Here is a 13,105-nt window from a genome sequence, read left to right on the forward strand (position 1 = left end):
TTCCCAAACACCCTCTAAGATTGAGAAAGTGCATCGTTTTGTACGAAACTAACAATCCCATTAGCTGAAGAGTTTGCAACACATCCGTGTCAGATCCCCATCAGCTTGAACGCCGCCTGGCTGACTTCAGTGTCGGGGTCTTTCAGATGCTCGGGTTCCTGGAAGTGGTTGGCGTTGAAGGCTATCGTTCGACTGGCCAATCTCCCCATGCCGCGCAGCGCTTCACCGAACACATCGGACTGGCGCTTGAACTCCGGACTGTCCTGGTCGGCTGACACGACGGCAATCGGGCAGGTGATCCGGTCGAGATGGCGCATCGGGCTGAATTCCGCCTCTTCCCCCCTCCGTCAGATGCAGGTAGCTGCTGCGCGAGGAAAGCATCACCGGATAGAGATCATACATGCCGCTCATCAGCAAGCCGCCCTTGAGGGCATCCGCCGGTAGGCTGCGCTCCGTCCAGTCGGTGATGAGGACGCAGGCCGCCAGATGCGCGCCGGAAGAATGACCCGCCACATACACCCGGTTCGGGTCGCCGCCGAAACTGGCGGCATTCTTCATCGTCCACTCCACCGCCCGCCTGCAATTCTCGACCATCTGTCGCAGCGTCAGCGTTTTCACACTGCCGAAGTCAGGCGCGGCATAGGCCGCCCCGCGCGAAACGAAGGTCGGGGCCGGATAGGATGCATCCTCGCGAGTGTTTCGGGTCCAGGCACCGCCATGGATGAAGACCAGGACCGGGGCGGCCTTGGCATCCCAGGCGCGAACACATCGATGAGATCTCTGGCATCTGGACCGTATTTTGCCGGACGCGGCGGCATCGCGCGCCGGACCTCGGCGCTGGCGATGCCATCGCCTTCCTCCAGTTCCGCCATCCGCGGCGCCCAGAATGACTGGTCATACGCCGTATCCAGTTGCTCCTGTGTGTAGTCGAGGAATACCGACGCGGCTAAGGACTTGCCGACCGCTACGGCAGACAGGGACACGCCCGCCATGAGAAACGTTCTGCGCATCATTACTCTTCTCTCCCTCAGGACAGCCGCGATGATTGTAAAGGTGGGCGCGATCAATGCGGGGACAAAGTACGACGTAATCCCGGATGAGACCCTCCTCAAGGTCAGTGTACGGACGTTCGACGAGAATGTTCGTGCAAAGGTGAAGAAGGCGATCGAGCGGATCGCTGCCGCGGAGTCGGAAGCGTCGGGCGCCACTCGCCCGCCCGAGATCACTCAGGCCGAGACCGCGCGCTTCTCGCGCGTGGGGATTATCTGACCAAAATGTCGAAAAGCCGTAGTGGAACAAAGGAAAGTGACAACCGAGATCATCAGCCAGCCAGCCCCCAATCTAAGCCCCGAGCAGCACCTTCAACCTGTCCAGCGCCGCCGTCAAACCCTTCAATGAAACCGACAAGGGCACATCCTTCTGGTCGAGACTCTTAACCGTGACCTTGAGCGTTGTGCCCGTGCGCAGCGACGCGGCTGCTTTCGCGTCGAAGCTGAGGGGCACGAAGCAGCCGGCGGGCAGGCAGGTCGAGAAGGGCAGCGGCTTGCCCGCTTGCCCATCGTCGACCTGAAGCGTCGCGCCGACGGCGAGTTGCAGGCCGAAGGGCAGGACGAGATTGCCCGCAATGCCGTCCTCCTGCCCCTTGCCCAATTCGACCGCAAGCAGGCGCCGTCCGTTCTGCTGCGACTGCTGATAGGTAGCCGCGCATACCAGCGTCGGCGTGGCCTGGCAGGAGAGATCCCAGTCCTCATAGGTCTCCTTCAGCGAGGAAGCACCGCCCGGCAGCCCGGCTTCCTGAGCTGCCAACGACGCGGAAAGCGCCATGAGGGTGGCCGCGGCCACCGCACAAATCCTGGACGAATCCGACATCAGCAAAGCTCCGTTGCCCCCTTGTCGTGGAGCGCCGCGCGTGCCTTCGAGGCGAGAATGGCGCTCTATCCGATTGAAACGACGCGTCGGCCCGAAAATCGATGCCGATCTTCGGGCCGACGTATCTGCAACAATTACCCGACCGCGATGCCGCAGGCAAGCGTTCCGCTCCGGCGTGTCGTAAGCACATGATTTGTCCGGATTAGGTAGCACAGGAGTTGTCCGGTTTCATCGCCAGCGAATGGAAGCTGGGGATGAAGCGGGCAGCGTGGCTCCAGGACGGAGAATACAGAAGTTTCGGGACGTATTGAGCCGTTGGACTGGCGGCGATCTCTCGATGATGGAGGCAGGCGAGTTGCTGGGCATGTCGGAGCGGCAATTTCGGCGTTATCGCGACCGTTACGAAGAGGCCGGGGAGGCTGGGTTGCTGGACCGGCGTTTGGGCAAGCTTTCGACGCGCCGGGTGCCAGTGGAGGCGATCGAGGAGATGCTGGAGCTTTATCGCCATCGCTACCTTGGCTGGAACGTGAAGCATTTCCACGAGCACCTGCTGCGCGATCACGATTTCAGCTGGGGCTACACCTTCATCAAGACGCAGCTTCACGCGGCGGGCCTGGTGGAACGGGCCAAGCGGCGCGGTGCTCACCGGCGCAAGCGGGAAAGGAAGCCGTGCGAAGGGATGATGCTACACCAGGACGGCAGCCGTCATCAGTGGCTGGCGAGTGGGCCGATGCTGGATCTGATCGTGACTATGGACGATGCGACGAGCACGATCTATTCGGCCTTTCTGATCGAGGAGGAAGGCACGGCGTCGAGCTTCCAGGGACTTCTGGAGACCTTTGTCGCCAAGGGATTGCCGTCAAGCCTCTACAGCGATCGTGGCAGACACTATTTCGTGACGCTCAAGGCGGGCGGGGCTGTCGACAAGATTCGCATGACCCAGGTCGGTCGGGCGCTCGAGCGGCTCGGCATCGAACATATTCCAGCCTATTCGCCTGGAGCCAGGGGCCGCTCCGAGCGGATGTTCTCAACCTTGCAGGACCGACTGCCGAGGGAACTGGCACTGGCCGGCATGGCTGATATCGAGGCCGCCAACCGCTTCGTCGCACAGACCTATCTGCCGGCTCACAATGCCCGCTTCGCCAGGCCCGCCGCGGTTGAAGACAGTGCCTTTGTCGCCGCCGACCCGCAGCAATTGGCCCAGATCCTGTGCATCGAGGAGGAGCGCGTCGTTGCTCGTGACAACACGGTCGCCTTCGCGCGGCTGCGATTGCAGCTCCCGCACAGTCCGATCCGGGATGATGATCGTTGTGGAGCTGCCGTGCACGACGATTTCGAACCATAGTTGGCGATGTAGAATTCTATTTTAATCGTATAGAACAATTGAGAAACGTCGCCAATCTGAACACCTCGCCTCGGATCATGGCGTTCGGACGATGACTGCCGTAAGATTCCACCCGTGTGGGGCAAGGCTGCTACCGGCCTGCGACGGAGGGGAACATGGCAATTGATACTCTTGATAAGGTGCCGCTGCTCTATCACTTCACCGACCGGAGGAACCTGCCGGTGATTAAAGAAATGGGAGGACTCTATCCACTCGCGCAGCTTGACCAGAAGAAGGTCAAGGTTCCGGCACCGGGCGGCAATGAATGGAGTCGTGACGCCGACGCGTTGAAGGGAATGGGCAACTACGTCCACCTTTGCTTTCGTAGCACCCATCCGATGGAGTACGTTGCCCGGCAGGATGGGAGGATTACGGACACGATCTTTCTGCAAATACACCCCTCGGTAATGCAGTTCACGGGTGTTCGTTTTACCAACGATGTCGCGAACAAAGCTGGCGTCGAATCGATTCCTATCGGAGAGGCTGAACCGCTAATCGATTTTGAGATACTTTACACCCGAACGGACTGGAAGGATTCGGCGATTAAGGCGCGTCTCACTCAGGCGGAGAAATACGAGGTGTTGGTTCCCCATGTCATTCTGCTGGGCTTAATAAGGAACATTTAGAATGGCTGAGAGACCAGTCTTTATCCCTGCAACCGAGGACGAAGGTTACGTCAGGCGATTGGATTTCGAAATTCCGTGGGCCGGTGGCTTCGCTGAGGTTCAGAAGAAGAAGAATATACGGTCGCTGCATGAGGCCGCCAAGAAAGCCGGATATGCGCCGCTGCTAGAAGTGTCTAGCAAGTCTGATGAAGTCGCCGGCCAGCATCTTAGCGCGTTTCACCTGCGCGTGAGGACCAGCATCGGCGAGATACCGCTGGAGAACGCCTTTCAGGGAAGTAAGGTATTCGAGCGTGGCGGGCCGTACACCGATCTGTACGAGGTTGAACCGCGCGATGCGAAGCGCGAGCCACGACTCCGCGAATCCGGCGCACTGGTGGGCTTCAAATTCGACGGCTTCGAGTTCCCGCTAGAACCCACGACCGTGTTCTACGATTGGCTTTATCTCAATGCCATCTTTCCTCACCGTGTATGGCTCAAAAATCGAGTGGACGGCGAAATGCGGTATGCCGGTTTCACTGACATAGAGTTCAACCCTACCAAGTCGGTCAATTGTCAGGCGAAAACGTGCGCTCTGTTCGTAGTGCTCATGAGGGAGAACAAGCTGGAGCGCTACCTAAAAACGCCCGAGGTTTTCATTGCCGCGATGGCTGCTCATTCGCTTCGGCCGACCGAGCATCAACCTCATTTGAAGCAGGCCAGACTTAGGGTCGGCTAGCAGGCAGTAGCGCAATTTATTCGCTAGAGCAGCAAGGTCACTGCCGAGACCGCACGCCGGGTAACCGGTATCAGTACACCTGTCTTCGGCGTGTCATGGTCGGACCCCAGCCCCTCAGAGACAGAAATCGTACGCCGCTTCCTCGTTTCTCGAAGATCGACGCGTCCTTTACAATCCCTTCGATAGCGGCGGAAGCCCATGAGTTGCCTGTCAGGATTGAGTGTAGCCGCGGGCTCTCATGCAATCCTTGACGAGATTGCCTTGTTCCATACCCTTGACGATACGATCCCCGACACCGTCCCCGATTGCATCTGTCATCGTTTTCGGGCGGCTATTCGTTCCGATCGTCGCCGTCGCCATTTCCGACTGATACTTGCATTCAGTGTAGTCCTGCTGGGCAGCACTGCGCGGCGTCTCGTCCTTCACCCAGTTGCCGCCGTCGGACGTACTGCACCCGGCAGCGAAAGAAAGGCACCCTGCCAAATCGCAATTAGAATTACTTTGTTCACGAAACACTCCTTCCGGAAAGCAAAAGCAGCAATGGCCGAAGGATGGTCGGCCATTGCAAGGCGATAAGATCTTTCAATAGAGATGGCTGTCAGTTCGCTGCTGGAATCGGGCATGACATATCGCCCTCCCTTGCGGCGATTAAAACCGAACACTGAGTTTGGCGTTGAAGCCATGCTCCTGCGCGTCCGAGGCAAGCTGACCTTTATAGGTAAGCCCGATGGTTGCCTTGTCGGTAAGGTTGACATCGATACCAGCTTCGAAGACGGCAGCGTTCTTTGCGATTGGCGTTCCCTCCACGGCGAAGGATGAGCCGCCTGTGAAGGCAAGCGCCGTTTCAGGCACCACATCGCCGAACGCATGACGCCAGCCGATACCGCCACGGGCGGTTGTATTGACGGAACCAAGCGGGAAAGCGGTCGAGGCGCGCAGCCCTATCGTGGTGAATGTCGTGTCGCTCGACCGGTCTTTTCCGGAAAGCGCAGCGGCACCGCCATGCTCTGTGAAGCCATCCGCGTTGAAGTTCACATAGGCTAGGTTCGCATAGGGCTCGAAAGATACGGAAGCTGTATCCAGTCGAGAGCCGAGTTCGCCGAAAGCCTGGAACGTGCCGGCATGGTAATCGGCCGAAAGGCTGTCGGAGAAGCCCGGAAACGCCACCGACCTGCCGGTCTCGATGCGGTTCCACGTATAGGCAAGGCCGGAACGGAAGCTGTGAGGGCCACGCTGCGTGCCAGCGTAGATCCCGAGGTGATAATTGTTGCCTGAGCCGGAGGAGGCGCGATCATCCACATGGATGGACGTATGGCTATAACCGGCAAGAAGCCCGAGCCGCCAGCTTTCGCCGATGGCCGCATCGCCGCCTGCAATAAAGCCTCCCGTCGAGCGGTCGAGGCGAGCAGCGTTGCCGTCTCCGTCCAAATGTCCCCAGGCGCCGAAACCGCTGCCCCAGACGGCGAAGTTTTCGCTGGTCGCGGGAGCCAGTTCCGGGCCTTCCGGTCCATATGCCATGACCGGCACGGTTGATGCGCCCACGCCTGCGAACGCTGCGCGAATGCGATCGCCGGCGGCGTCACGGACGAAATGGCTGTCTTCGACAAAGGCGCTGTGAACGGAAGCATGGATCTCGCCCGAAAGCTGATCGAATGCGTTGCGGGATCCCTGTCCCGTCAGGAAGAGGATGTTGTCGTGGATCGTGTTGCCGGAACCAAGGGCTTCCGCAGCCGCGCCCACGGATCGCTGATTGAAGGTATTGCCGACATCGGCAAAGGTGACAGAATTGCGATCGACGTCGAGATAGACGTTGGTCGGGTCATAAGCGAGTTCGAAATCGACGAAGGGCGAGTCTGTAAAGAGGCCTCCTGTCAGCCCGCCGTAGGTCCCGATCACGCCGCCAGCGGCGGTCAGAAGCGTGTAGCGGGTATCGACTGAGAAATGCCCGGCACCTTCACGCACCAGGTTGACGCTCGCTCCCTTGTTGATGGCGGCACTGCCGGCAACGTCGATGAGATCTGAAGCCTTGCTCGGTGCGATACCCGCCAAATAGGTCGACCCGGCCTGCTGCACGAAGTCACCGTTGACGGTGAGCACTGCAACCCCCTTGCTTGGATCGAGCACGCTGCCAGGAGCGACGGTGCCGCCTGCGCCAACCGTAAGAGAGCCGACTGCACCGATACCCGTAAGGGTACCAGTAGCCGAGACGCCTACCTTCGAAACAATGCGGCCATCGACGGCGAGTATGCCTCCAAGCACCTTGGTCGGCCCGCTGTAGCTGTTTTCGCCGGACAGGATCAGCGCTCCTTCGCCGCGCTTCGTCAGGTCTCCGGCGCCCGAGATTGAATTCGACCAGATCGAGGAGTAGCCTTTGGTGTCGACGTCGAAGACGCCGGCGTAGCGGAACTCGCCCGGACCCTCGATCGCAACGCCGAGATTGAGCAGACCCTGGCCGAAGACTTGTTCATCCTCGAACCCTTTGGTGGTCGTCGTTGTCAGGAGGGTTTCAATGGTCTGGCGGGCGTTCATGTAAGGGAATGCCGACCGGATCACTGCCGCCGCGCCAGCAACATGCGGCGTTGCCATGGAAGTACCTTCCTCGTACTTATACGGGTTGTTCTTGTTCGCCCGATCCCCTTGTGGCCAGGTAGAATAAATGCCGTTCTCATCAATCGGATTATCGGGATCGGCATTAATATCGCCACCCGGAGCCGCGAGGCACCACTCTGCTGTGGCTCCGCATCTATTGCTATAGCTGGCAATCTTGCCATCCTTGCCGACAGCAACGACTGTTATCAGCGAGCCTGCCAGATCCGAGAAGTCGAGCTTCGAGACATCAGACCCGCTCACTATCTTGTATGTATTTGGGTTATTGAAATCGAAACCTTTGTTTGTTTGATCGTTTGTGTCGATGAACTTATAAAGATTTCCATCTTTGGTATTTTCTGGCGTTATTAACGGCAACGTGCCGATGCCGCTGGGAATCGCCGAAGCAGCGCCGGGTTGGTCGTCGGTACTGGCATCATTACCGGCGGCGAAGACGAGCACGATGTCCGCCTTAGCCGCCTTCTTCAACGTATTGTAGGTATCGACGAGATTGCTCGGATCATCATAGATGGCCTGATAGTCGAGAATCTCATAGTTTTTATTATCGATGGCATATCCCTTGCCATCGAGTTTCAGTTGGCCGTTCTCGTCCTTGAGATACCGCCCCAGCAACAGGCCTGGCCCGTAGCTCCCATTGAGCACGCCAGCTCCCGCACCAATCGCGTATTCGATCGCTTCATTGGTCGGGTCCATCTCGGGATCATCTGGGTCGCCGATATCCACTGCTCGAAGGGGCAATACTGTCGATTCATAGGCCACGCCCTGCATGCCCGTGCCGTCGCGCGCGGCGCCGATTATCCCCGCCACATGGGTCCCGTGTCCGTCAGGCACACCGTCTTTGTCGACAGAATGGCTGACGTCAGCCAAGCGTTTATCCGTCCCGAAGTTGTGCAGCGCCTTCGAAATGCGCGCCACGAATTCGGGATGGTTGATATCCAGTCCTGTATCCACAATCGCAACGACGACGCCCTTGCCCGTATAGCCTTTAAGGTAGGCGGGCAGGGCGTTGATCATACTCAGGCCCCAATTTCTGGAATATTCGGCATCTGCCACCGGCGCAGGCGACGCGACTGATTCCTGGGCCAAGGACAGATTTGGTGCGAAGAGCGCCGTTGTTGCTAAAAACAATTTGATCGTTCTGAAGCGCGTTGGCATGCTTAATCCCTATTCCCAAAACTACTTATTTCTTTCAGATCAGATTGGCGCGATATCGAGCGGCAAGCGATCAGCTTATGTATCGACCAGGTCCCGCCAGCGGAGATCTGCGCGTCGCCTCTACGCATGCTGGCGTGTCACCAATGATACATCGATTATTTCTGGATTTCAGGCACGTCGGATTGGATTTGCCCTTGCGGTGTAGAGCGAAGTTACTAGCCATAGGATTCCTCCTTCTTAGTTTTGTCAGCCGCAGAGCCCCAGTACGACTGGTGGTAGAAAGCACACGGCCGGAATCTTGGCAGCGCTGTTCACACCCACGTTCGTAAGGTGGCCGATGGGCTCGGCGCCAGAGCACCAATGCTTGACCTGCTCCAGCTCTTGCTCGGCGGGTTGTTTCAGAGACGCTTGATCTCGATGCCGTGTTTTCTCAGCACGTAGCCGATCTGGCGCGGGGTCAAACCGAGCAGGCGCGCCGCCTTTGCCTGCACCCAGCCACACTTTTCCATGGCGGCAATGACCGTATCGGCATCGGGCACCCTACCACGAGTCGTGGCAGGGCCTATCGGCGCTTGCCCGTCGCCGACGGGCGGGGCGGCACGGGCGGCGGAAGGCTCGATCGTAGTCGAGTTCTCTGACGTCGGCGGTCCGTTCTTCCACAGCGCCGCGGCCAAGCACTCACCCACGCAACAGGCAAAGTCAGTTCTGAGGATTGATGGACCCGTCGCCAGAACTGCCGTCCGTTGAACGCAGTTTTCGAGCTCTCGGATGTTGCCTGGAAATTCGCAATTCATTAGCACCTCAATCGCTTCGGGAGCGAAGGTCAGCGTGTGATCATTCTCAGTATTGAAATTCTTGAGAAACTGAGCGGCCAAGAGCGGAATATCACCTCGCCTTTCGCGCAATGCCGGCACGCGTAAAGTGACGACGCTGATGCGGTAATAGAGGTCTTGCCGGAACTCCTTGCGTTGAACTGCCTTTTCCAAGTCCCTGTTGGTTGCGGCAATCACGCGAACATCGACTTTAATGGTGTGGTTGCTGCCGACACGCTCAAACTCCTGCTCCTGCAGGACACGCAGCAGCTTAGCCTGGAACGAGCCCGATATTTCGCCAATCTCGTCCAGAAACAATGTGCCTTTGTCGGCAGCCTCAAAGCGCCCCTTGCGCAAATTGATCGCGTCGGTGAAGGAACCCTTCTCATGACCGAACAAGTCAGATTCCAGAAGCGTCTCGGTGAGCGCCGCGCAATTGACCTTGATGAAGGGCTGCTTGGCGCGAGGCGAGAGTTCGTGAATGGCTTTGGCAACCAGCTCCTTGCCGGTTCCGGATTCACCTCGCAACATGACCGTAGTCTTCGCCTTGGCCACCTTGACAAGGTGCTCACGCAGCTTGCGCAGCGCCAGACTATCGCCAAGCATCTCCTTGCTGATCTTTTTACGCTCCATTTGGCAGCCCATCCCACTCCGCCACCCGCCGGTGGAACTGCACTTGACGGTGAGCTGTGTTGTTTTTCGTCATTATCATTCTCGATCTCACCTTTGTGCCTCGAAATTTCCGGCGCGCGGACGCCCTCGGCAAATGGCAATGGCGCCTGAGCATCGTTGTCTTTCACCAGGACGAGCGTCTTCTCCTCCGTGCGGGCGCCCGCAATATGCGCGCTTGTTTGCGCAGGCCTTTACTCGACCGGTCGCCGTTCTGTCCGGCTTCTGCCGCACCGCAGCCTGCAAACCCATCCTTGACAAGAAAGGAGGGGAGTCAATCGAGCTCTCCTTGCATTCGTGCAAGGAAAATTGTCAGTTTGATAGAATTCTATCAAAACGGCAGAAACGCTCCGCCCCCAATTTGGCTGTACCTGCGGCGTTCAGCGTACGTGACGACATGTGCGGACTTGTCCCAATTGCCATCCGAGTTGTGCGGGAAACAGTAGCCGCTGCGCTGTTCGCTTCAACCGCGTGATGCCGCTGACAGTAGAGGCGGCGGCTCGTCGAGCGAGGCTTCATTGTTCGGCTACTAAAGCGGCTGTGCTTTGGTGGGAGTTGGTTTCGCCCAAGTTCTGGGCCTGAGGGCGTCGGCCCGTTTCGCCGCACAGGCTCCTTCCACATCGTCGAGCCGAGAAAGAGGGGCCACACAGCTCCCCCTGTTTCACAATGCCCCGCCCCTCAGCAGCTAGATACGACAGGTGACCTCAAATGATGCGTCTTGCATGGCTTCTACACCTGCCTGAATGCCAGAACTGCGTTCGTACCGCCCATGGCGAAGGCGTTGCTCATGGCGACGCGCACCTTGCGCTCGCGCGGCACATTGGGCGTGATGTCGAGGTCGCAAGCGGGATCTGGCTCGCGATAGTTGGCGGTCGGCGGCACGACGTCCTCTTGGATTGCCATCACGCAGGCGATCATTTCAAGCGCGCTCGCTGCGCCGAGGCAATGCGCGTGCGTGGACTTGGTGGAAGAGATGGACATCGAATAAGCGTGGTTTCCAAACACACGCTTGATCGCCGCCGTTTCAGTCTGATCATTGCTCTTGGTACCGGTGCCGTGCGCGTTGAGGTAGTCGACGTCCTCGGCATTCAGCCCGGCATCGGCAAGGCAGGCGCGCATCGCCGACGCTGGCCCCTCGACAGATGGCGCGGCGATGTGGAAGGCATCGGCGGAAAGGCCGACGCCGGCGATCTCGGCAAGAATTGTGGCACCACGCCTCGTGGCATGCTCGTAGCTTTCCAGCACGGCCATGCCCGCACCCTCGCCCAGCACCAGGCCCTTCCTATCGGCGGAGAAGGGCCGGCATGTATCGGGTGAAAGCACGCGCATTGCTTCCCATGCTTTCAGCACGCCCCATGCGAACGGCGCGTCGCTGCCGCCGGAAACCATTACGTCGGCCCGGCCCAGCTTGATCTGATCCACCGCCGAGGCGATCGCATGGTTGGCCGAGGCACATGCGGAGTTCACCCCGAACACCGGCCCGCGCAAGCCGAGGCGCAAGCTCACCTGGCCGGCGGCGGCGCTTGGCATCGTTTTGGGTACAGCGAGGATGCCAACTCGCCTCGCGCCGTCCAAAAGGAGGGCCCGGTAAGTTTCCTCCATTACATCCCAGCCCAAGCCGCCGACGCCCACTGTAGCGCCGAAGCGATGGGCATTCCCTTCGTCGCAGGAAAGTCCGGCCTGCCGCATGGCTTCGCGCGCTGCAAGCACGGCGAGCAAGCTGAAGCGGGCCATGGAGACGAGCTGCTTGCGATCGATGTCGTGCTCGGGCAGCGCCTTGATCTCAGCGCCGGTCATGCCCTCCAGGTCATGAAGCTCGGAATTGGCGAGCGGGCCGATGGCGGAGCGGCCTTCGCGGATCTCTTTCCACATAGAGGCGGCGTCGGTGCCCAGTCCGCACAGGCCGCCCACTCCGGTGATGACGACGCGCCTGTCCATTCAAGCCTCCTTCGCAAGCAAGCCGCGGACGGCTTCCACGACGTCGCCGACATTCTTGAGATTGGACCAGGCATCGGCCGTGTTCATATCGATCTTGATGCCGTAGGCCTGTTCCACATCCCAGAGGACGTCCGCCAAACCCAGCGAATCGAACCCGAGCGCGTCCAGTTCCGTGGCGATTGTTATCTCGCCGACGAATGACGCAGGCATTCCCTCACCGCTCTCCGACTCGGCGCGTTTCTTGATCAGGGCAATGACGTCCGTTGCGAATTGATCGGCCATTCTGTTTCCTGTCTTTCTTTCCCGCGTTTCGACCCGGACCCGCGACTCAGTTCCTGAGGCGCGCCGCGTCGCGAAAGCCATCACGCTTGGGCAACTGACAAAGCCCAATGCTCATAAAGCCGGATCAGGTCCGGCCGGTGTGTGGCGTAGGTGCAGTATGACGATGTGAGCCGCTACACCGTGCGCGTCTCCCAGTCTGTCCATAGGCTCGGAAGAAGTCGGACAGTTGACATGGCCGGTCAGTTGCAACTCCCTTTCCCAGCACTCCACTGCCCGGTAGAGCGCATGAAAGTTCTCCTTTCGGGCAGTTCTTAAGACGCTCGCCACGCCATGAGGCAGTGGGGCATCGGTGTGCGTCAGGTGCTTCTGCCCATGCAGGATTCCACAACATTGATGAAATCGTTTGTTTCGATGAAAGGCATCCACACTTTGGATAGTTGACCACGCGTTTCAAAGATCGTGAACTACATCTCGTCGTTGTGCTCGACGCACTTCCGACAAGTAACCTCATGGGCGTGGCATGCAAGATTTAACCGAGCCCAGCCGGTCATGAGTGCGGCCGGCGCTCGGCTGCTCGATTATTTGCGCGATGAGCTCGCGACCATGTCCGCGGAGGTATTCAAACTTAACGCTGCGTCCGGGAGCTCTTGCCCTCCAGTTCGCGACGCTCTCCTGCCCATCCAGTGCTCGTTTATTTCGTCGGATAGTTTGACCCGGCTCTACCGAATCGCCGCTTCAGGATCATTCTTTCCGATTTCGTCACGCTCGTATTTCTGCCGCGTCCTACACCGATTGGGCGCGAACAAACTGAGCGCCTTGGAACCCGAACCCGTGCGTCGTGACCGGGAGCATCCGGGGCGAACTCGTGCGCTCGGGGGCATCGCATCACCGGACGGCGACAGGCACGGTCGACCGGCATCTCGGCATCGGCTGGGAATTCGTCCATGGTCTGCATTGACGACGCTTCCTGAGGCCACGTAGCCCTTATGCCAAGCTGGGCGCCCGGGTCGAGCGCGTGATGACGACAATTGCTTCGCTACAGGTCAAA

Annotated in this window: 11 protein-coding genes and 1 pseudogene; 4 read left to right on the plus strand and 8 right to left on the minus strand. The window is 59.1% G+C overall.

Annotation, left to right across the window (positions count from 1 at the left end):
- Nucleotides 1-89 precede the first annotated feature (89 nt).
- Nucleotides 90-317 carry a hypothetical protein gene (locus tag EJ078_RS10225; protein WP_126057642.1) on the minus strand — a complete coding sequence of 76 codons (228 nt, stop codon included), beginning with the start codon at nucleotides 315-317 and terminating at the stop codon, nucleotides 90-92.
- A gap of 673 nt (nucleotides 318-990) precedes the next feature.
- Here EJ078_RS10225 and EJ078_RS10235 point away from each other — a divergent pair.
- On the plus strand, nucleotides 991-1,269 hold the full coding sequence (locus EJ078_RS10235) for a peptidase dimerization domain-containing protein (protein ID WP_091599544.1): 279 nt from the start codon (nucleotides 991-993) through the stop codon (nucleotides 1,267-1,269).
- 72 nt (nucleotides 1,270-1,341) lie between these two features.
- Here the strand turns inward: EJ078_RS10235 and EJ078_RS10240 are convergent, their stop codons facing one another.
- Entirely contained in the window at nucleotides 1,342-1,842 is a 501-nt protein-coding gene (locus EJ078_RS10240; protein ID WP_236473430.1) for an invasion associated locus B family protein, read from the minus strand.
- 268 nt (nucleotides 1,843-2,110) lie between these two features.
- Here EJ078_RS10240 and EJ078_RS10245 point away from each other — a divergent pair, with 268 nt between their 5' ends.
- From EJ078_RS10245 to EJ078_RS10255, 3 genes are all read left to right on the plus strand, one after another.
- Nucleotides 2,111-3,214 carry an ISNCY family transposase gene (locus EJ078_RS10245; protein WP_126057641.1) on the plus strand — a complete coding sequence of 368 codons (1,104 nt, stop codon included), beginning with the start codon at nucleotides 2,111-2,113 and terminating at the stop codon, nucleotides 3,212-3,214.
- 155 nt (nucleotides 3,215-3,369) lie between these two features.
- The gene (locus EJ078_RS10250) at nucleotides 3,370-3,879 is read left to right on the plus strand and encodes a DarT ssDNA thymidine ADP-ribosyltransferase family protein (RefSeq protein WP_126057640.1); all 510 of its coding nucleotides are present in this window, start codon (nucleotides 3,370-3,372) and stop codon (nucleotides 3,877-3,879) included.
- Nucleotide 3,880: 1 nt separating this feature from the next.
- Nucleotides 3,881-4,594 carry a hypothetical protein gene (locus tag EJ078_RS10255; protein WP_091599555.1) on the plus strand — a complete coding sequence of 238 codons (714 nt, stop codon included), beginning with the start codon at nucleotides 3,881-3,883 and terminating at the stop codon, nucleotides 4,592-4,594.
- Nucleotides 4,595-4,804: 210 nt separating this feature from the next.
- Here the strand turns inward: EJ078_RS10255 and EJ078_RS10260 are convergent, their stop codons facing one another.
- The 6 genes and pseudogenes from EJ078_RS10260 to EJ078_RS10285 form a co-directional block, all read right to left on the minus strand.
- On the minus strand, nucleotides 4,805-5,020 hold the full coding sequence (locus EJ078_RS10260; protein ID WP_126057639.1) for a hypothetical protein: 216 nt from the start codon (nucleotides 5,018-5,020) through the stop codon (nucleotides 4,805-4,807).
- The gene (locus EJ078_RS10265; protein WP_126057638.1) at nucleotides 5,017-5,217 is read right to left on the minus strand and encodes a hypothetical protein; all 201 of its coding nucleotides are present in this window, start codon (nucleotides 5,215-5,217) and stop codon (nucleotides 5,017-5,019) included. Before EJ078_RS10265 ends, EJ078_RS10260 begins: the two co-directional genes overlap by 4 nt.
- A 25-nt stretch (nucleotides 5,218-5,242) precedes the next feature.
- Nucleotides 5,243-8,356 (minus strand): autotransporter serine protease, encoded by a 3,114-nt coding sequence (locus tag EJ078_RS10270; protein WP_091599561.1) that lies wholly within the window; start codon nucleotides 8,354-8,356, stop codon nucleotides 5,243-5,245.
- Nucleotides 8,357-8,754: 398 nt separating this feature from the next.
- Nucleotides 8,755-9,798: pseudogene (nifA, locus tag EJ078_RS10275) on the minus strand (nif-specific transcriptional activator NifA); the annotation flags it as partial.
- A 768-nt stretch (nucleotides 9,799-10,566) separates the two neighbouring features.
- Entirely contained in the window at nucleotides 10,567-11,775 is a 1,209-nt protein-coding gene (locus EJ078_RS10280) for a beta-ketoacyl-[acyl-carrier-protein] synthase family protein (protein ID WP_208721407.1), read from the minus strand.
- Nucleotides 11,776-12,057 (minus strand): acyl carrier protein, encoded by a 282-nt coding sequence (locus EJ078_RS10285; RefSeq protein WP_029356603.1) that lies wholly within the window; start codon nucleotides 12,055-12,057, stop codon nucleotides 11,776-11,778.
- Between the last annotated feature and the right edge of the window lie 1,048 nt (nucleotides 12,058-13,105).

The sequence above is a fragment of the Mesorhizobium sp. M1A.F.Ca.IN.022.06.1.1 genome, from assembly GCF_003952605.1.
Taxonomy (GTDB): domain Bacteria; phylum Pseudomonadota; class Alphaproteobacteria; order Rhizobiales; family Rhizobiaceae; genus Mesorhizobium.

Excerpts from the sequence above, each read along its gene's own strand:
- EJ078_RS10225 (WP_126057642.1), bottom strand. The coding sequence starts at position 317 with ATGCGCCATCTCGACCGGATCACCTGCCCGATTGCCGTCGTGTCAGCC.
- EJ078_RS10235 (WP_091599544.1), top strand. The coding sequence starts at position 991 with ATGAGAAACGTTCTGCGCATCATTACTCTTCTCTCCCTCAGGACAGCC.
- EJ078_RS10245 (WP_126057641.1), top strand. The coding sequence starts at position 2,111 with ATGGAAGCTGGGGATGAAGCGGGCAGCGTGGCTCCAGGACGGAGAATA.
- EJ078_RS10250 (WP_126057640.1), top strand. The coding sequence starts at position 3,370 with ATGGCAATTGATACTCTTGATAAGGTGCCGCTGCTCTATCACTTCACC.
- EJ078_RS10255 (WP_091599555.1), top strand. The coding sequence starts at position 3,881 with ATGGCTGAGAGACCAGTCTTTATCCCTGCAACCGAGGACGAAGGTTAC.
- EJ078_RS10265 (WP_126057638.1), bottom strand. The coding sequence starts at position 5,217 with ATGCCCGATTCCAGCAGCGAACTGACAGCCATCTCTATTGAAAGATCT.
- EJ078_RS10270 (WP_091599561.1), bottom strand. The coding sequence starts at position 8,356 with ATGCCAACGCGCTTCAGAACGATCAAATTGTTTTTAGCAACAACGGCG.
- EJ078_RS10280 (WP_208721407.1), bottom strand. The coding sequence starts at position 11,775 with ATGGACAGGCGCGTCGTCATCACCGGAGTGGGCGGCCTGTGCGGACTG.
- EJ078_RS10285 (WP_029356603.1), bottom strand. The coding sequence starts at position 12,057 with ATGGCCGATCAATTCGCAACGGACGTCATTGCCCTGATCAAGAAACGC.